This is a genomic window from Streptomyces sp. NPDC091287 (genome assembly GCF_044768525.1).
In the GTDB taxonomy this organism is placed as follows: Bacteria; Actinomycetota; Actinomycetes; order Streptomycetales; family Streptomycetaceae; genus Streptomyces.
In genome coordinates this window covers 37,854-56,782 of record NZ_JBIVUV010000007.1, presented here as the reverse complement: position 1 = coordinate 56,782, position 18,929 = coordinate 37,854, and the positions used below count along the sequence as shown (strand labels likewise).

Genomic DNA, 18,929 nt, shown 5'->3' with positions numbered 1-18,929 from the left:
ACTGTCAACCGTCTGGTCGGTATCCAGCCTCTTGACCCCCGGGGGCCGGGCCGCACAGGATCACGCCATGACAGGTGTACGCAGCAGCACAGTCGACGGCGTCCTCACCCGCAGCGCCCGGCGCACCCCCGACCGGACCGCCGTGCGCTACGCCGGCCGGGCCTGGACCTACCGCTCCCTGGACGCCGCCGTCTCCACGGCCGCCGCCGTCCTCACCGAGGAGCACGGGCTCGCCCCCGGCGACCGGGTGGCCGCCTACGCGCACAACTCCGACGCCTATCTGATCGGCTTCCTCGCCTGCGCACGGGCCGGGTTCGTCCACGTACCGGTCAACCAGAACCTCATCGGCGACGACCTGACCTACCTCCTCGACCAGTCCGGCTCCTCCCTCGTCCTGACCGACCCGGGCCTCGCCGCGCGACTCCCCGCCGGACTCCCGGCCCGCGCGCTGCGCGACGCCCCCGGCTCGCTGCTCGACGCCCTGGAGACGGAACGGGCCTTCACCCCGCGGCGCCCGCCCGCCTCCGACGACCTGGTGCAGCTGCTGTACACCTCCGGGACCACCGCGCTGCCCAAGGGCGCGATGATGACGCACGGGGCCCTGGTCCACGAGTACGTCAGCGCGATCACCGCGCTCGGCCTCGACGCCGCAGACCGGCCCGTGCACTCCCTGCCGCTCTACCACTCGGCCCAGATGCATGTGTTCCTGCTGCCGTATCTGGCGGTCGGCGCGGAGAACACCATCCTGGACGCGCCGGACGCCGCCACGATCTTCGACCTCGTGGAAGCGGGGGAGGCCGACAGCCTGTTCGCCCCGCCCACGGTCTGGATCGGCCTCGCCAACCACCCGGAGTTCGCCGCCCGCGACCTCGCCGGTCTGCGCAAGGCGTTCTACGGGGCCTCGATCATGCCCGTGCCCGTCCTTGAGCGACTGCGGACACGCCTCCCGCACCTGGCCTTCTTCAACTGCTTCGGCCAGAGCGAGATCGGCCCCCTGGCCACCGTGCTGGGCCCCGACGAGCACGAGGGCCGGATGGAGTCCTGCGGCCGGCCGGTCCTCTTCGTGGAGGCCCGGGTCGTCGACGAGAAGGGCGAGGACGTCCCCGACGGCACCGCCGGCGAGGTCGTCTACCGCTCGCCCCAACTGTGCTCCGGCTACTGGGACAAGCCCGAGGAGACGGCGGACGCCTTCCGCGACGGCTGGTTCCACTCCGGCGACCTCGCGGTCCGCGACGCCGAGGGCTTCCTCACCGTCGTCGACCGGGTCAAGGACGTCATCAACTCCGGCGGCGTCCTGGTCGCCTCCCGCCAGGTCGAGGACGCCCTCTACACTCATCCCGCCGTCGCCGAGACCGCCGTCATCGGCCTCCCCGACGACCGCTGGATCGAGGCCGTCACCGCCGTCGTCGTCCTGCGCGGCGAGGCGGACGAGAGCGAACTCATCGCCCACGCCCGCCAGAAGCTCACCGCCTTCAAGGCGCCCAAGCGCGTCGTGTTCGTGGCGGCGCTCCCGCGCAACGCCAGCGGAAAGATCCTCAAGCGGCAACTGCGGGACGAGCTGGCCTGAGACCGGCCGCTTCCTGAGATCGGCCGCTTCCGCGACCGGCCGCTTCCCGAGACCGGCCGCTCCCTGAGATCGGCCGCTTCCTGAGACCGACCGCTTTCCGAGACCGACCACTTCCTGAAGCCGGCGATTTCCCCAACCGGCCGCTACAGCCGCCCCGCCTCCACGATCCGCCGCAGGAACCGCTGCGTGCGCTCCTGGCGGGGCGCGCCGAACACCTCCTCGGGCGTGCCGCGTTCCAGCACCACCCCGGCGTCCAGGAAGCACACCTGGTCGGCGACCTCGCGCGCGAACGCCATCTCGTGGGTGGCGATGACCATCGTCATGCCGTCCTCCTTCACCTCCCGTACGAGACCCAGCACCTCGCCCACCAGTTCCGGGTCCAGGGCGGCCGTGACCTCGTCCAGGAGCAGCAGCCGGGGGCGTACCGCCAGCGCCCGGACGATCGCGGCCCGCTGCTGCTGACCGCCGCTGAGCCGGTCCGGGTACTCGTCCGCCTTCGCCCCGAGCCCCAGCCGCTCCAGCAGCTCCCGGGCCTCCGCCTCGGCCCGGGGCCGGGTCAGCCCGTGGACGCGGCGCGGGGCCAGGGTGATGTTCTGCAGGACGGTCAGATGCGGGAAGAGGTTGTACGCCTGGAACACCACGCCGATCCGGCGGCGCACCGCGTCCGCGTCGGCCCGGGGGTCCGTGATCTCCTCGCCCTCCAGCCAGATCGCCCCGTCGTCGATCTCCTCCAGGAGATTGGCGCAGCGCAGCAGGGTCGACTTCCCGGACCCCGAGGCGCCGATCAGGGCGGTCACCGTATGCGGGGCGACCTCCAGGTCGACGTCCCGCAGCACCGGCGACGCCCCGAACGACTTGCGGACCGCCTCCATCCGCAGTACCGGAGAGGCCGCTTCCGGGGCCGGTGTCACGCTCATACGATCCCTCCCTGGGCCCGCCGCCGGTCCATCCGGGCCGTCACCCAGTCGGTGAGCCGGGTCATCGGGATGGTCAACGCCACGAAGACCAGACCCGCGACGACGTACGGGGTGTAGTTGAAGTCCTTGCTCGCGATGATCTGCGCCGCGTACACGGCGTCCACCGCCCCGGCGATGGAGACGAGCCCGGTGTCCTTCTGGAGCGACACCAGGTCGTTCAGCAGCGGCGGCACCACCCGCCGCACCGCCTGCGGCAGCACCACGAAGCGCAGCGCCTGACCGCCGCTCAGCCCCAGTGAACGCGCCGCCGCCCGCTGCGAGGGATGCACGGATTCGATGCCGGCCCGGAAGACCTCGGCGACGTACGCCGAATACGTCAGCACCAGCGCGCCGCCGCCCAGCAGCACCGGATCGGTGGTCACCCCCTCCAGCCGCAGGGCGGGCACCCCGAACACCACCATCAACAGGCAGATGATGAGCGGCAGCCCCCGGAAGAAGTCGGTGTACGCGGTGGCCAGGGCCCGCACGGGGAAGAAGACCGGCCCGCGCAGGGTACGCGCCACCGCCAGCAGCAGGCCGAACACCAGGACGGCCGCACCGCACACGGCCAGCAGCCGGAGGTTCAGCCACAGCCCCTCCATGACCTGCGGGAAGGCGACGCGCGCGTAATGCGCGCTGAAGAACGTCTCCTTGGTACGGGTCCAGCCGGGTGAGCCCGTGATCAGCAGGAACAACACCGCGCCCGTCACCAGGGTGCTGGTCGCGGCGATCGCGGTGGCCCGCCGGGTGCGGGCCCGCCGGTACCGCTCGCGGGCGATCCGGCGCTCGGAGGGGACGTAGCCGTCCTCCTGGACGGCCGGCGTCTTGTACAGGGTCACTTGAGCACCGGCGCGTCGACGGCCTCGGAGAGCCACTTCTTCTCCAGGTCCGCGAGCGTGCCGTCCTCCCGCAGGGCGTCCACCGCACCGCTGACACAGGCGGTGAGCGTGCTCTCCCGGTCCAGGACCAGACCGAACTGCTCAGCATCTCCGGCGGGCGCGGCGAACTGGCCCACCACCTCGGCTTCCGGCACCTCGGCCCCGGTGATGTAGAAGGCGGTCGGCAGGTCCACGACGATGGCGTCCACCTGACCGGTCTTCAGCGCCGATTTGGCGAAGTCGTTGCGCTGGTAGACGGCGGGCTTCTCGCTCGGCTTCACCAGGTCGGTGATGAAGTCGAGACTGGTGGTGCCCACCTGTGCGCCGAGCTTCACGTCCTTGAGGTCGGTCACCCGCGTCGCCTTCGCGGCCTTCGACGACTTCAGCGCGACGACCGCCTGGCGCACGTCGTAGTAGCCGGAGGAGAAGGCGACGGCCCTCTTCCGCTCCTCACTGATGGAGACCTGGTTGATGTCGAAGTCGAACTTCTTCGCGCCGGGCGCGAACGCGCTGTTGAACGGTGTGTGCTGCCACACCACCGCGTCGCTCCCGTAGCCGAGCCGCTTCGCCACGGCGTACGCCACCGCCGACTCGAAGCCCTTCCCGTTGGACGGCTCGTCGTCGGAGAACCAGGGGGCGTACGCGGGCTTGTCGGTGCCCACCGTCAGCTTGCCGGACACCTGGGTGGCGAGCCGGCCGGGCGCGCAGGACGCCGTCGCACCGGCGGCCCGGTCCGGTGCCTTCTCCTCCGCTTGCGGGGCACAGCCCGTGAGGGCGGCGGAGAGGGCGACGGCGGAGCAGAGGGCGGTGACCAGGGACCGGTTGGCGAGACGCATAGCGGGAGACTGGCAGTGCCCGGCCCTCCCTGTCGAGACTTCCCGGCAGCTGTCCGCATAGTGGGAACGGGTGTTGCGGTGGTGTGAACAGGCCGGTCACCGGCGCTGTCTCAGCCCGTGCCGGACTCCCGCAGATCCACGATCCGCCGGATCTTGCCCACCGAGCGTTCCAGTGACTCCGGATCCACGATCTCGACGCTCACCGACACCCCGATGCCGTCCTTCACCGCCGCCGCGATGGCCCGCGCCGCCTTCTCCCGTTCGTCGGTCGTCGCGTCCGCCCGTGCCTCCGCGAAGACCGTCAGCGCGTCCAGCCGCCCGCGCCGGGTCAGCCGCAGCTGGAAGTGCGGGGCGACGGCCGGCGTACGCAGCACGATCTCCTCGATCTGGGTGGGGAAGAGGTTCACCCCGCGCAGGATCACCATGTCGTCGCTGCGGCCGGTGACCTTCTCCATCCGGCGGAACGTCCGCGCCGTCCCCGGCAGCAGCCGCGTCAGATCCCGGGTGCGATAGCGGATCACCGGCATCGCCTCCTTGGTCAGCGAGGTGAAGACCAGCTCCCCCTCCTCGCCGTCCGGCAACAGCTCACCGGTGAACGGGTCCACGACCTCCGGATAGAAGTGGTCCTCCCAGATGTGCAGCCCGTCCTTCGTCTCCACGCACTCCTGCGCGACCCCCGGGCCCATCACCTCGGAGAGCCCGTATATGTCGACCGCGTCGATGGAGAACCGGTCCTCGATCTCCCGGCGCATCCCCTCGGTCCACGGCTCCGCGCCGAAGATCCCCACCTTGAGCGACGTGGAACGCGGATCGACGCCCTGCCGCTCGAACTCGTCCAGCAGCGTCAGCATGTACGACGGCGTGATCATGATGATCTCGGGCCGGAAGTCCTGGATCAACCGGACCTGGCGCGCGGTCATGCCCCCGGACGCCGGGATCACCGTGCAGCCGAGCCGCTCCGCCCCGTAGTGCGCCCCGAGCCCGCCGGTGAACAGCCCGTATCCGTACGCCACATGTACCTTGTGGCCGGGCCGCCCGCCCGCCGCCCGGATCGAACGGGCCACCACGTCCGCCCAGATGTCCAGGTCCCGTTCGGTGTAACCGACGACCGTCGGACGTCCGGTCGTGCCGCTGGAGGCGTGGATCCTGCGCACCTCGTGCTCCGGCACCGCGAACATCCCGAACGGGTAGTTGTCCCGCAGATCCGCCTTCACGGTGAACGGGAACCGGGCCAGATCGGCGAGCGCCCGGCAGTCGTCGGGCCGAAGCCCCGCGCTGTCGAAGGCGTGCCGGTAGAAGGGGACGTTGTCGTACGCGTGGCGCAGCGTGGTTCGGAGCCGCTCCAGTTGCAGGGTCGCCAGTTCGCCACGACCGAGCCGTTCCGCCGCGTCCAGCATGGCCGTCATCAGGGCCCTTCCCTCCGAAACAGGCGGCCAACACATGACAAACAGGCCGCAAGGCGGCGACCGATCATTCGGTCGATCTTCCTGGGAGCAGTAATTCAGGCGGCCGGGGGTGCTGGCAAGAGGTACGCGGGGTTCGCGGCGGATCAGCCCGCGGCGAAGTCCGGTGCGCCCGCTCACGGCTTCCTGTTTGGATGGGGAGCATGCCGATCTTCTCCGCGCACGACACGACCCCGCTCGCCTATCACCTGGTGGGGGAGGGGGAGCCGCTGATCTGCCTGCCCGGCGGGCCGATGCGGGCGAGCGCATATCTCGGTGACCTCGGAGGGCTCGCCGCCCGGCGCCGGCTCGTGTCGCTGGACCTCCGCGGCACCGGCGACTCCGGTGTGCCCGAGGACCCCTCGACGTACCGCTGCGACCGCCTCGTGGACGACGTGGAGGCGCTGCGCGAACACCTTCGCCTCGACCGGATCGACGTACTGGCGCATTCCGCCGGGGCCGACCTGGCCCTGCTGTACGCGGCCCGCCACCCGGACCGGCTGCGCACCCTGACCCTCATCACGCCCAGCACCCGGTCCGTGGGCATCGAGATCAGCGACCAGGACCTCCGCGAGGCCGCCGAGCTGCGGCGCGACGAGCCCTGGTACCCCGAGGCCAGGGCCGCCCAGGAAGCGTTGCTCGCCGGCGGACCGTTCGCCGAGCTGTGGCCCGCCGTCCGACCCCTCACCTACGGCCGCTGGGACGCGGCTGCTCGCGCCCACGCCGAGGCCTCCGCCGGGCAGACCAACGCGGAGGCGCGCGGCCTCTACGCCGGGGCAGGGGCTTTCGATCCCGCCACCACCGCCGGGGCCCTGCGCGCCCTGGCCGTGCCGGTTCTCGTTCTCGCCGGGGAGTACGACGGCCACCCGAGCCCGGACCGGGCCACGGAGCTCGCCGCGCTCTTCCCGGGCGCCGAGTTCGTCGTCCAGCGGGGCGCCGGGCACTTCCCGTGGCTGGACGACCCGGGAGCCTTCGCCCGTACGGTGGAGGCCTTCCTCGACCCCGACATCCGTACGGTGCAGGCGGGCGGGGCCCGGCTGGCGTACCGGGTGTGGGGCGAGGAGCCGTCCCCGCCCGTCGTCCTCCTGCACGGCCGGGCGGGCTCCAGCGGGACCTGGACCCGGATCGCGGAGGACCTGGCCGCCGACCACCGTGTGTACGCCCCCGATTTCCGGGGCCACGGGCTGAGCGACTGGCCCGGCCGCTACTCCTTCGAGATGTTCCGCGACGACCTGCACGCCTTCCTGGAGGCCCGCAACCTGGCCGGCGCGACCGTCGTCGGGCACTCCATGGGCGGGGTGGCCGCCTACCTCCTGGCCCAGCGGGAACCGGGCCTGATCGGACGGCTGGTCATCGAGGACGCGCCGCCCCTCCACCCGCTCGACCCGCCCCGGCCGCCCTCCGTCCGCCCGGAGGGCGCGCTCGACTTCGACTGGCCCGTCGTCCCCGACATCGACGTCCAGCTGAACGACCCCGACCCGGCGGTCCGGAGGCGGTTCCCGGAGATCACCGCGCCCACCCTCGTCATCGGGGGCGGCCCCACCAGCCACATCGACCAGGCGGATCTCGCGCAACTGGTCCGGGCGATACCGGACGCCGAGCTGGTCACCATTGACGCCGGGCACCTCATCCACACGGAACGGCCGGAGGAGTTCCTCGCGGCGATCCGGTCGTTCGGGCTCTCCTGACCCGGCCGGGCGCGGCCAAGTCCACGGGCGGCGGTGGTTGTTGAGCGGCTTCCGATGAATGATCCTGAGGAGCACGGCGGTAAGGGAAGAGACCGCGCGGAACGAAAGAAGGGACGGCGCGTGCTGACCGAAGCGTTATTCCGGACCGATGCCCTTCAGCCGAGCGACCGGTTCGCCGGCTGGCAGCAGTACATGAACAACGTGATCGCGCCCATGGAGATCACCAGTTCCCACGCCGACGACTTCTGGGCCGACCACCGGCTCCTGCGCATCGAGGACACCCTCCTGTGGCCCGCCCGCCTGCACGCGTCCCGCTTCCGGCGCACGCCCCGGCTGATCCGGCAGTCCGACCCGGGGCTGCTCCACATGACGTTGGTGCTGCCCGGCAGCGGGGCCATGCACGTCGAACAGGGCGGGGTGCGCAGCGCGGTCGAAGCGCACGACCTCTACTTTCTCGACACGTCCAGACCCAGCGGCGTCAGGACCGACGACGAGCCGATCGTCGGGGTGGGCGTGGACATACCCCGGTCGCTGCTGCCCCTTCCGATGAACACGTCCCTGGACGAGGTGCTGGGCCGGTGCCTGTCCGGCCGCCACGGCTTCGGCGCGCTGCTCACCCAGTTCGTCACACATCTGGTGGACCAGGCGGACGACTACGGTCCCGCCGACGCGGCCCGGCTGCACCGGGTCCTGCTCGACCTGGCGGCCGGACTGCTCGCCGGCGAGCTCGACCGGGAGACGGCCCTGTCGCCGGAGGCCCGCACCCGCAACCTCGTCCTGGCCATCCGCTCCTTCATCGGCAGTAATTTCCACGACCCCCGGCTCACCCCGGGGGCCGTCGCCGCCGCGCACTACATCTCCACCCGGCAGCTGCACCGGCTGTTCCACCGGGAGGGCACCACGGTGGCCGCCCTCATCCGGCGACGCCGCCTCGAACGGGCCCTCCTGGACCTCGCCGACCCCCGCCTCGTCGGCACCCCGGTGCACACGATCGCCGCGCGTTGCGGCTTCGGTGTCCCCGCCCACTTCAGCCGGGTGTTCAGAGCCGCCCAGGGCATGTCTCCCCGTGACTACCGCGAGGCCAGGCTCCGGGAGCGAACAGACCCGGTGCGCTGAGCCTCCAGCGGCCTCACCGCTCTGATCGTCGCCCGCTATCACGCCCACGCCGACATCGCACTCGCCCCCGCCCCCGACCAGGCGCTTCACGGCGCGACTGCATCGCGCTCCGGCGGCACTGACGAGGGGGTTTTACCAAGTCGTCTGGCCGGCCGGGTTTCCGCTGGGGCTGTCGTGGAGGGAGAGCTGGACGCGGACGCGTTTGCCGACGGGCTCCCGGCGGATCTCGAAGCTCTGGCAGACCTTGAGCACCAGCTCCAACCCGTGCCGGCCCACTCGGGTCGGATCGGCGGGCGAAGCTGTGGGAAGTACGGCGCCGGAGTCCCACATGGTGATGCTCAGCATGCTGCCGTCGGTCTCGAGGTCCAGCAGGCACGGACCCGGCGCGTACTTGCACACGTTCGTGGCAAGCTCGCTCACCACCAGCTGCGCCACGTCCACCGCCCGCTGGGACACGGACTCCCCGTGCAGGGCCCGAGCCCGGGAGAGAAAGTCCCGCACGAATCCTCGGGCGCGCGCGACCTCACCCGAGGCCATCTCGTATGCGGCGCTGCCTTGCATGGTGCTCGTGCCGGCCGCCTCCCGACGCTCCTGCTCGGTCCTGCCGTACATCATCAACTGCTCCATGAAGCGGGCCCCCGTCCACAACCACCCGCGTTCACTGCGAGTGGGACCTCTCCCGCCTACCCGCCGCCGCTCATTTCAGACAGGACCCGAGCGCGGGAGTCCGGAGACGGTGTTTCAGCCCGGACTACGCGCGGTGCGGCTCCGGCAGACGCCTCTCCTGTCGGTCCGACTCCGCGGCCGGCCGGTCGCCTCCTCCGTGGGCGGTTTGACCGGACGTCAGGGCCTCCGCGGAGGCGGTGACTTAATACAAGTCGAAAGGAAAGTCGCGTCAGAATTCTTGACCGCGACTGAAGCGACGGGCAAGGTTCCGGGAGAGCGCTCTCCCGCATAGGTTTTCATCTCGAGGAGCCCCCGCATGCCCGCAGTCGGCCTATCCCCAGCGACCCCGGTGCCCTACGGCCCCGGCCGCCGCCGTACCCCCAGACCGGTCTCCCGCGGCGTCGTCGCCGCGATGGTCACCGCCCTGGCCGCCACCCTTCTTGCCTTCGTCCCCGCCGCGAGGGCCGAGGCCGCACCCGTCCTGCTGTCCCAGGGCAAGCCGGTCACCGCCTCCAGCGAGGAGAACTACGGCACCCCGGCCACTTCGGCCGTCGACGGGAACGCCACCACCCGTTGGTCCAGCGCCGCCTCCGACCCGCAGTGGATCCGCGTCGACCTCGGCGCGACCACGAAGCTCAGCCAGGTGGTCCTGGACTGGGAGACGGCCTACGGCAAGGGCTACCGCGTCGAACTCTCGACCAACGGCTCCGACTGGTCGACCGCCTACCAGACCACCAACGGCGACGGTGGCACGGACACCCTGAACATCAGCGGTGAGGCCCGCTACGTCCGGGTGTACGGCACCGCCCGCGCCACCGGATACGGCTTCTCACTCTGGGAGTTCAAGGTCTACGGCGAGTCCGGCGGCACCGACGGCCCGCAGCTGCCCGGTGGCGGCGACCTCGGCCCGAACGTGCACGTATTCGATCCCTCCACGCCGAACATCCAAGCCAAACTGGACCAGGTGTTCGACGAGCAGGAGGCGGCGCACTTCGGCAACGGCCGCCACCAGTTCCTCTTCAAGCCCGGCACCTACAACAACCTCAACGCGGAGATCGGCTTCTACACCTCGATCTCCGGCCTCGGCCTCAAGCCCGACGACACCACGATCAACGGTGACGTGACCGTCGACGCCGGCTGGTTCAACGGCAACGCGACGCAGAACTTCTGGCGCTCGGCAGAGAACCTCGCCGTGAACCCGGTCAGCGGCACCAACCGCTGGGCAGTCTCGCAGGCGGCCTCCTTCCGCCGCATGCACGTCAAGGGCGGCCTCAACCTCGCCCCGAACGGGTACGGCTGGGCCAGCGGCGGCTACATCGCCGACTCCAAGGTGGACGGCCAGATCGGCAACTACTCGCAGCAGCAGTGGTACACCCGCGACAGCGCGATCGGCGGCTGGTCCAACTCCGTCTGGAACCAGACCTTCTCGGGGGTCGAGGGCGCACCCGCCAACTCGTTCCCCGAACCCCGCTACACCACTCTCCAGAACACCCCGATCTCCCGGGAGAAGCCGTTCCTCTACCTGGACGGCAACACGTACAAGGTCTTCGTCCCCGAGAAGCGCACCAACGCCCGCGGCGTCTCCTGGAACGGCACCCCGCAGGGCACCTCGATCGGCCTGGACAAGTTCTACGTCGTCAAGGAGGGCGCTACCGCGGCCACCATCAACCAGGCGCTGTCCCAGGGGCTCAACCTGCTCTTCACCCCGGGCATCTACCACGTCGACCAGACCATCAACGTCAACCGCGCGAACACGGTCGTTCTCGGCCTCGGCCTCGCGACGATCATCCCGGACAACGGGGTGACCGCGATGAAGGTCGCCGACGTCGACGGCGTCAAGCTCGCTGGCTTCCTCATCGACGCCGGTACGGTCAACTCCCCGACCCTGCTGGAGGTCGGCCCGCAGAACTCCTCCGCGGACCACGCCACCAACCCCACCACCGTGCAGGACGTCTACGTCCGCATCGGCGGCGCGGGCGCCGGCAAGGCCACCACCTCCATCGCCGTCCACAGCGACGACGTGATCATCGACCACACGTGGGTGTGGCGCGCCGACCACGGTGAAGGCGTCGGCTGGGAGACCAACCGCGCCGACTACGGGGTCCAGGTGTACGGCGACGACGTGCTCGCCACCGGCCTCTTCGTGGAGCACTTCAACAAGTACGACGTCGAATGGTACGGCGAGCGCGGCCGGACGATCTTCTACCAGAACGAGAAGGCGTACGACGCACCCAACCAGGCCGCAATCCAGAACGGAGACACGAAGGGCTTCGCCGCCTACCGCGTCGACGACTCGGTCGACGTCCACGAGGGCTGGGGAATGGGCAGCTACTGCAACTACAACGTCGATTCCACCATCCGCCAGGACCACGGCTTCAAGGCCCCGGTGAAGCCGGGCGTGAAGTTCCACAGCCTCCTCGTCGTCTCACTCGGCGGAATGGGCCACTACAACCACGTCATCAACAACACCGGAGCCTCCACGGTCCCGGCCGGCACCTCGACCGTGCCGTCCACCCTGGTCTCCTTCCCCTGATCCGTCCCCCGCGGTGAAACCACCCGCGGTGGACGACCCCCGGGCCGATCCTGACTGTCGGCCCGGGGGGACCCCCCTCGCGGCGAGGGCTCACCCGCCGACCCTCTCTCCTACGGACGGCCGCCGTCCTCCCCGACGGCGGCCGTCCGTGTTCCCTCATCCTCCTCAGGAGCCGCCATGCTCTCCCTGCGCAGACCCGCTCTCACCCTGACCCTCGGCGCGCTGTTCGCCTCCTCCCTCACGCTCATCACCGCGCCGACCGAGGCACGGGCCGCCGACCCCCTGATCTCCCAGGGCAAGACCGCCACCGCCTCCTCGAACGAGGGCGACGGCCTCTCCGCCGCCCAGGCCGTCGACGGCAATCTCACCGGCACCCGCTGGGCCAGCCAGTGGTCCGACCCGCAGTGGATCCGGATCGACCTCGGCAAGAGGTCCGACCTGAGCCGGGCCGTACTGACCTGGGAGGGCGCCTACGGGAAGGCCTACGAGATCCAGGCCAGCGACAACGGCACCGACTGGACCACCCTGAAGAAGGTCACCGACGGCGACGGCGGCACCGACGACCTCGCCCTCGCAGGCTCCGGCCGGTACGTTCGGATGCTCGGCACCGCACGCCCCGGTGGATACGGCTACTCCCTCTGGGAGTTCCAGGTCTACGGCTCCCAGGGCACCACCGAGCCCCCGCCCGGCGGCGCCGTCAAGGTCACCGGCGGTCAGGGCGCGTGGCAGCTCACCGTCGGCGGACAGCCGTACACCGTCAAAGGCCTGACCTGGGGCCCGTCGATGGCGGACGCTTCGAAGTACATGCCCGACCTGAAGTCGATGGGCGTCAACACCGTCCGCACCTGGGGCACGGACGCCAGCACCAAGCCGCTTCTCGACGCGGCCGCCGCGAACGGCCTGCGGGTCATGAACGGCTTCTGGCTCCAGCCCGGCGGCGGCCCCGGCAGCGGCGGCTGCGCCAACTACGTCACCGACACCGCGTACAAGTCGACCATGCTCACCGAGATCGCCAAGTGGGTCGAGACCTACAAGAACCACCCCGCGACCCTCATGTGGAACGTCGGCAACGAGTCCGTCCTCGGCCTCCAGAACTGCTACAGCGGCGCAGAGCTGGAAGCCCAGCGCAACGCCTACACGACGTTCGTCAACGACGCGGCCAAGAAGATCCACTCCATCGACGCCGACCACCCGGTGACCTCCACCGACGCGTGGACCGGCGCCTGGCCGTACTACAAGCGCAACGCCCCCGACCTCGACCTGTACTCGATGAACGCCTACGGCGACACGTGCGGTGTCCAGCAGGACTGGGAGGAGGGGGGCTACACCAAGCCCTACCTCATCACCGAGAGCGGCCCCGCGGGTGAGTGGGAGGTGCCCGACGACGCCAACGGTGTTCCCGACGAGCCGACCGACGTGCAGAAGCGCGACGGCTACACCAAGGCCTGGGACTGCATCACCGGCCACCGGGGCGTGGCCCTGGGCGCGACCCTCTTCCACTACGGCCTGGAGCACGACTTCGGCGGGGTGTGGTTCAACCTGATCCCCGACGGTCTCAAGCGGCTGTCGTACTACTCGGTGAAGAAGGCGTACACGGGCTCCAACGCCGGTGACAACCTGCCGCCGGTCATCACCGACATGACGGTGACGCCGGCCGGGTCGGCCCCTGCGGGCAAGGAGTTCACCGTCCGCGCGGACATCCGCGACCCCGAGGGCGACCAGCTCACCAACAAGATCTTCCTCAGCGGCAACTACGCCAACGGCGACAAGCGGCTCGTTCCGGCGCAGTTCAGGTCCACGGGCAACGGCACGTTCGCGGTCACCGCTCCCGAGAAGCTCGGAGTGTGGAAGGTCTACATCCAGTCCGAGGACGGAAAGGGCAACGCCGGCATCGAGACGAAGTCGGTCAAGGTCGTCGCCCCGCCGGTGACCGGCACCAATGTCGCCCTGGGCAAGGCCACCACCGCCTCAAGCTCCCAGGCCTCGTACGGTGACTGCCCCTGCCCGCCGGAGCGCGCCACGGACGGCAGGACCGACACCCGCTGGGCCAGCGACTGGAGCGACCCGCAGTGGATAGCGGTCGACCTCGGTGCGCGGATGCCTGTCCGCACCCTGCAGCTGGTGTGGGACCCGGCCTACGCCAAGTCCTACGAGGTCCAGGTCTCGGACGACGGCAATGCCTGGCGCACGGTCCACACCACGACGTCCGGCAACGGTGACATCGACACCATCGCCCTGACCGAAACGGCCCGCCACGTGCGGCTCCAGCTCACCGCCCGCGGCACGGGCTGGGGCTACTCACTGCACGAGTTCGGCGTCTACAGCTGATCGGGGCCATCCCGGGGGCCGTTCCGGCGCGGACGCTGTTGGTCGATTCGGCCCTTGCTGTGCCCCGCCGAGCGTCAGCTCGGCGGGGCACAGTGCTGCGAAGTGGCTGGTGCGGGTGGGGGCTCGTGGTGTGTCAGTTCGGGGCGAGCATGTTCTTGCGGAGCTGGGTGAGGATGCGGGTCAGGAGCCGGGAGACGTGCATCTGGGAGATGCCGAGTTGTTCGCCGATCCGGGCCTGGGTCATTTCCTGTCCGAAGCGCATGGCTACGATCTCGCGGTCGCGGTCGTCAAGGTCTTCCAGGAGCGGGGCCAGGGCGTGGAGGTCCTCGAAGAGCTCCATGGCCGGGTCGAGATCGCCCTTGATGTCTCCGTAGGTGATGGTCTCGGCGCTGTTCTGTTCGGTGCCGATGGGCAGGTCGAGGGAGCCGGCGGTGTAGCCGTTGGAGGCGATGAGGCCCTCGATGACCTCTTCGTCGGTGAGGTCCAGGTGCGCGGCGAGTTCGGTGACTGTGGGGTCACGGTCGAGCCGGCCGGCGAGGTCTTCTTTCGCCCTGGCCAGAGTCACCCGGAGTTCCTGCAGTCGGCGGGGTACGTGGACGGCCCAGGTGGAGTCGCGGAAGAACCGTTTGATCTCGCCGACGATGTAGGGGATCGCGAAGGAGGTGAACTCGACTTCGCGGCTGAGTTCGAAGCGGTCGATCGCCTTGATCAGGCCGATCGTACCGACCTGGACTATGTCCTCCATCTCGCCGCTGCCGCGGTTGCGGAACCGCTTCGCGGCGAAACGCACCAGGGAGAGGTTCATCTCGATCAATGTGTTCCGCGCGTACTGGTACTCCTGCGTGCCCTCTTCCAGGACCTGCAACTGCTCGAAGAACAGGGCACCCAGTGCCCGGGCGTCCTTCGGCGCGACCTTTCGGGGATCATCGATCTGCGGCAGTTCCGGAGCGCGGGTGGCACCGGCAGCGGGGGCGGTCGCATGGGAAACCACAGTTTCCGTGGGTGTCGACATGATGCTGTCCTCCGTAAATGCCGTCGGCCCCCGTGCACGGGCGCGCCTACCCTGTCGGCGGCTCACCACACGTAGGGGAAGTACTGCTTCGGCTCGGTCGCGAGGCACCGCGGCCCCGAACAGTGACCCCCGCCCGGGTTCCCGCGGCAACCGAGTTCGAGCCGGAAGGAGAAGCCCGCATCGGTGGGGAAGCGGCCCATCGGTGCGGCCACTCAGGTGTGAGCGGCCGAGCATGCCGGGTGGGAGACGGCACGGCGGGATACGGTCGCCTGGCACCCGGCCCGCCGGCGTTTCGATGTGAAGGGCGTCGGCTTCGCTCGCACTGCGAGGGTTCGTGCCTGTCCGACCGAGAGGAATGCCGTGCCCGCTGACTTCGACGTTGTCATCGTGGGCGCGGGTGCGGCCGGGATGAGCCTGGCGTACCACCTCTGCGCACCGGGCAGCGACGTACCTTTGTCGGTCGCCCTCGTCGACGCCCCGCCGGGGCCTTTGAGAGCGCCCCCGCGGACCTGGTGCTTCTGGGAGCCGCCGGGCGGGCCCTACGATCCGAGTCTGGCCGCTTCCTGGCCTCGGCTGCGGGTCCGGGCGGCCGACGGGGCCTCCACGGTGGCCCAGCTCTCGCGGCTGCACTACAAGATGCTGTGCTCGGACGCTTTCGAAGCACTGGTCGAGCAACGGTTGTCCCGTGCACCGGCCCTGTGCCGGATGGAGGCGACGGTGAGTGCCGTACGCGACGTCCCGTCCGGTGCCGGCGGTGAGGTGCTGACCCAGGTCGCGTGCGGTGAACGAGTCCTCGTGAGTGGCCGTCTCGTGTTCGACTCCCGGCCGTCCCTCCGCTTGCCGCCCGCTCGCACGACGCTGCTCCAGCATTTCACCGGCTGGTTCGTCCGCACCGAGCGTCCCGTGTTCGATCCGGAGACCGCGGACCTGATGGACTTCCGCACGCCGCAGCCCGCTCGCGGGCTCTCGTTCGGCTATGTCCTGCCGCTGGACCCGCACACCGCGCTGGTCGAGTACACCGAGTTCTCGCCTGCCCCGCTGGACACCGACGGCTACCGGCGAGCCCTGCGCCACTACACCCACGACGTGTTGGGGCTCGGGCCGTTCGACGTCACGGCACAGGAGCACGGCGTCATCCCCATGACGGACGGCCGCTTCCCGCACAAGCAGGGGCGTTCGGTGTATCGCATCGGCACCGCCGGAGGCGCGACCCGCCCGTCTACCGGCTACACCTTCGCGGCCGTCCAGCGACAGAGCCGGGCCATCGCCGGTCAGTTGCGCTCCGGACGCCCCCTGCGCATGCCCGCCCCGTACGGGCGGCGGGCGCGGATGATGGACGCCGTGCTGCTGCGGGCCCTGGACAGCGGCAGGGTGGACGGTGCGGACTTCTTCAGCCGCCTCTTCAGCGGCGTTCCCGGCGAGCGGCTGCTGAGCTTCATGGACGGCAGTTCGCAGTTGCACGAGGACCTGCTCATCGGCCTGCGGACACCGATGGCCCCCATGCTGCGGACCGTCTTCGAACTCCCTTTCAGAACCCGACGTGAACACCCGGCGGCTCCGCCTTCCCCCTCACCGACCGACACCGAAGAGAGCACCCCATGACCCTGTTGCGCGGTGACGCGCTGTCCGAGGCCTTCGACCACGGCTCCGCCGCCTACGACCGCCTTGTCGCGGCCAGCCCCGGCTACCACGCGCACCTGCGCCGCTCCGCACACCGACTGGGCCTGCCGGAGGGGGGACGCGGGCTGCGCGTGCTCGACCTGGGATGCGGCACGGGCGCTTCCACGGCCGCGCTCCTCGCTGCCGCTCCCCGCGCCCGGATCACCGGAGTCGACGCGTCCGCAGGCATGCTGGACCGCGCGACGGCCAAGAACTGGCCGCAAGGCGTCGACTTCGCGCATCACCCGGTCGAGGAGCTGGCCGGACGGCTGGAATCCGGTTCCTTCGACGCGGTGTTCGCCGGTTACCTCTTCCGCAACATCGCCGACCCCGGCGAGGCCCTCGGCATCGTGCGCGGTCTGCTCGTACCGGGCGGCCGCCTCGCCGTCCACGAGTACACGCTCAGCGGATCCCCCGTCCACCGGGCCGTGTGGAAAGCGGTCTGCTCGCTGATCATCCAGCCTGCCGGCCGGCTCGCCGGCGACGCCGACCTCTACCAACACCTCCGGGACAGTGTCACCCGGTTCGACACGGCTCCCGCGTTCGCCCAGCGGTTGCGCCGGGTCGGCTTCACCGACGTACGCGTCCTCCCGCTGCCCGGCTGGCAGACCGGCATCACCCACACCTTCGTCGGTCGCACCACCGTCGGCCCGGGGGTACAGGCGTGATGTTCCCGCGGGACAGCGGCAGGGGGCACCGGCACGGCCGGGACCGGCGGGCGGCAGTCGTGCCGGCACCGGCCGGCCGCGCCCGGTTCACGGGGCACGCGCCCGTGGTGGCGGTCGTGGGCGGCGGCATCGCGGGGATCGCGGCGGCCACCCTCCTGGCCGAACGCGGAGCACGCGTCACTCTCCACGAGCGCGAACCGGGCCTCGGCGGGAGGCTGGCGGGGTGGCCCACCGAGCTCGCCGACGGCACCACGGTGACGATGAGCCGCGGGTTCCACGCGTTCTTCCGGCAGTACTACAACCTGCGCGGACTTCTGCGTCGGGTCGACCCGGACCTCGGTTCCCTGACCCGGCTGCCCGACTATCCGCTGCGGCACAGCTCCGGTCTGCGGGACAGCTTCGCCCGGGTGCCGCGCACGCCTCCGCTCAGCGCCATGGGGTTCGTCGCCCTCAGCCCCACCTTCGGCCTGGGGGACCTCATCCGGATGAAACCGGGGGCGGCTCTGGGGCTGCTGGACGTGCGGGTGCCCGAGGTCTACGAACGGCTCGACGGGATCAGCGCCACCGACTTCCTCCACCGCATCCGCTTCCCGGAAGCCGCCCACCACCTGGCGTTCGAGGTCTTCTCCCGCAGCTTCTTCGCCGACCCGCGTGAACTGTCCGCGGCCGAACTGGCGCTGATGTTCCACATCTACTTCCTTGGCTCCAGCGAGGGCCTGCTCTTCGACGTGCCCGGCGAACCATTCCCCACAGCCCTGTGGGACCCGCTGCACCGCTACCTGGAAGTCCACGGCGTCGACGTACGGACACGGACACCGGTCCGGGAGGTTCGCCCCCTGCCCGACGGTGGGCTGGACCTCACGACAGACGACCGCACCACCCGGTACGACGCCCTCGTCCTGGCCCTGGACAGCGGCGGCCTGCGCCGCCTCGTCGCCGCGTCTGACGAGTTGGGCGACACCGACTGGCGCGCACGGATCGCACGGTTGCGCACCGCCCCGCCGTTCCTGGTCTCACGGCTCTGGCTCGACCGGCCCGTGGCACACGACCGGCAGGGATTCCTGGGCACCAGCGGCTACGGTCCGCTGGACAACGTGAGCGTCCTCGACCGCTGGGAGGGAGAGGCCGCCCGCTGGGCCCGGCGCACGAGGGGCTCGGTCGTCGAGCTGCACGCCTACGCCGTCGCACCGGACGCCGACCGGTCCGCCGTACAGGACGAGACGCTCAGGCAACTGCACCGCGTCTACCCGGAGACCCGGAGCGCCCGCCTCGTGGACGAGCGCCACGAATGGCGGGCGGACTGCCCCATGTTCCCGGTGGACGGCTACCGGGACCGGCCAGGCGTGCGCAGCCCCGACCCCGCGGTCACCGTGGCCGGGGACATGGTCCGCACCGAGCTGCCCGTGGCCCTGATGGAACGCGCGGCCACCAGCGGATTCCTCGCCGCGAACGCCCTGCTGGAACGGTGGGGCGTACGGGGTCAGACGCTCTGGACCGTCCCGCGCGCGGGACGGTCGGCCGTTCTGCGCCGGCTCGCCGCGCTGGCCGACTGACGGAGGAGCCGTGCGCGGAGCTTCACG

Annotated in this window: 14 protein-coding genes; 8 read left to right on the top strand and 6 right to left on the bottom strand. The window is 70.6% G+C overall.

Features of this window, described 5'->3' with window-relative positions; all coding sequences use genetic code 11:
* The first annotated feature begins 67 nt into the window (after window positions 1-67).
* The gene (locus tag ACIQRW_RS13415) at window positions 68-1,567 is read left to right on the top strand and encodes an acyl-CoA synthetase (protein WP_403758597.1); all 1,500 of its coding nucleotides are present in this window, start codon (window positions 68-70) and stop codon (window positions 1,565-1,567) included.
* Window positions 1,568-1,710: 143 nt separating this feature from the next.
* Here ACIQRW_RS13415 and ACIQRW_RS13410 read toward each other — a convergent pair whose 3' ends face one another.
* The 4 genes from ACIQRW_RS13410 to paaK form a co-directional block, all read right to left on the bottom strand.
* The gene (locus ACIQRW_RS13410; protein ID WP_403758594.1) at window positions 1,711-2,484 is read right to left on the bottom strand and encodes an amino acid ABC transporter ATP-binding protein; all 774 of its coding nucleotides are present in this window, start codon (window positions 2,482-2,484) and stop codon (window positions 1,711-1,713) included.
* Window positions 2,481-3,362 carry an amino acid ABC transporter permease gene (locus ACIQRW_RS13405; RefSeq protein WP_403758590.1) on the bottom strand — a complete coding sequence of 294 codons (882 nt, stop codon included), beginning with the start codon at window positions 3,360-3,362 and terminating at the stop codon, window positions 2,481-2,483. Before ACIQRW_RS13405 ends, ACIQRW_RS13410 begins: the two co-directional genes overlap by 4 nt.
* The gene (locus ACIQRW_RS13400) at window positions 3,359-4,237 is read right to left on the bottom strand and encodes an ABC transporter substrate-binding protein (protein WP_403758587.1); all 879 of its coding nucleotides are present in this window, start codon (window positions 4,235-4,237) and stop codon (window positions 3,359-3,361) included. Before ACIQRW_RS13400 ends, ACIQRW_RS13405 begins: the two co-directional genes overlap by 4 nt.
* 110 nt (window positions 4,238-4,347) lie before the next feature.
* Window positions 4,348-5,643, bottom strand: coding sequence for a phenylacetate--CoA ligase PaaK (gene paaK / locus ACIQRW_RS13395; RefSeq protein ID WP_403758584.1), 1,296 nt, complete (start codon window positions 5,641-5,643; stop codon window positions 4,348-4,350).
* Between the two features lie 200 nt (window positions 5,644-5,843).
* Here paaK and ACIQRW_RS13390 point away from each other — a divergent pair, with 200 nt between their 5' ends.
* Entirely contained in the window at window positions 5,844-7,367 is a 1,524-nt protein-coding gene (locus ACIQRW_RS13390) for an alpha/beta fold hydrolase (RefSeq protein ID WP_403758581.1), read from the top strand.
* A gap of 120 nt (window positions 7,368-7,487) precedes the next feature.
* Window positions 7,488-8,483, top strand: a complete 996-nt coding sequence (locus ACIQRW_RS13385; RefSeq protein ID WP_403758578.1) for a helix-turn-helix domain-containing protein — start codon at window positions 7,488-7,490, stop codon at window positions 8,481-8,483.
* A 132-nt stretch (window positions 8,484-8,615) separates the two neighbouring features.
* On the opposite strand, the gene ACIQRW_RS13380 is transcribed toward ACIQRW_RS13385, so the two are convergent.
* Entirely contained in the window at window positions 8,616-9,110 is a 495-nt protein-coding gene (locus ACIQRW_RS13380; protein WP_403758575.1) for an ATP-binding protein, read from the bottom strand.
* Between the two features lie 355 nt (window positions 9,111-9,465).
* Between ACIQRW_RS13380 and ACIQRW_RS13375 the strand changes: the two genes are divergently transcribed.
* On the top strand, window positions 9,466-11,682 hold the full coding sequence (locus ACIQRW_RS13375; protein WP_403758572.1) for a discoidin domain-containing protein: 2,217 nt from the start codon (window positions 9,466-9,468) through the stop codon (window positions 11,680-11,682).
* A gap of 177 nt (window positions 11,683-11,859) precedes the next feature.
* On the top strand, window positions 11,860-14,010 hold the full coding sequence (locus ACIQRW_RS13370; protein ID WP_403758569.1) for a discoidin domain-containing protein: 2,151 nt from the start codon (window positions 11,860-11,862) through the stop codon (window positions 14,008-14,010).
* Between the two features lie 133 nt (window positions 14,011-14,143).
* Here ACIQRW_RS13370 and ACIQRW_RS13365 read toward each other — a convergent pair whose 3' ends face one another.
* The gene (locus ACIQRW_RS13365) at window positions 14,144-15,022 is read right to left on the bottom strand and encodes an RNA polymerase sigma factor SigF (protein WP_403758567.1); all 879 of its coding nucleotides are present in this window, start codon (window positions 15,020-15,022) and stop codon (window positions 14,144-14,146) included.
* A 360-nt stretch (window positions 15,023-15,382) separates the two neighbouring features.
* Between ACIQRW_RS13365 and ACIQRW_RS13360 the strand changes: the two genes are divergently transcribed.
* Genes ACIQRW_RS13360 through ACIQRW_RS13350 form a run of 3 tightly spaced genes read left to right on the top strand, consistent with a single transcriptional unit; the run spans window position 15,383 to window position 18,902 of the window.
* Window positions 15,383-16,624: a lycopene cyclase family protein gene (locus ACIQRW_RS13360; RefSeq protein WP_403758564.1), complete on the top strand. Its 1,242-nt coding sequence runs from the start codon at window positions 15,383-15,385 to the stop codon at window positions 16,622-16,624.
* The gene (locus tag ACIQRW_RS13355; RefSeq protein WP_403758561.1) at window positions 16,621-17,349 is read left to right on the top strand and encodes a class I SAM-dependent methyltransferase; all 729 of its coding nucleotides are present in this window, start codon (window positions 16,621-16,623) and stop codon (window positions 17,347-17,349) included. The genes ACIQRW_RS13360 and ACIQRW_RS13355 overlap by 4 nt, the downstream gene beginning before the upstream one ends.
* Window positions 17,349-18,902, top strand: coding sequence for an FAD-dependent oxidoreductase (locus ACIQRW_RS13350; RefSeq protein WP_403759424.1), 1,554 nt, complete (start codon window positions 17,349-17,351; stop codon window positions 18,900-18,902). The genes ACIQRW_RS13355 and ACIQRW_RS13350 overlap by 1 nt, the downstream gene beginning before the upstream one ends.
* The last annotated feature ends 27 nt before the right edge of the window (window positions 18,903-18,929 follow it).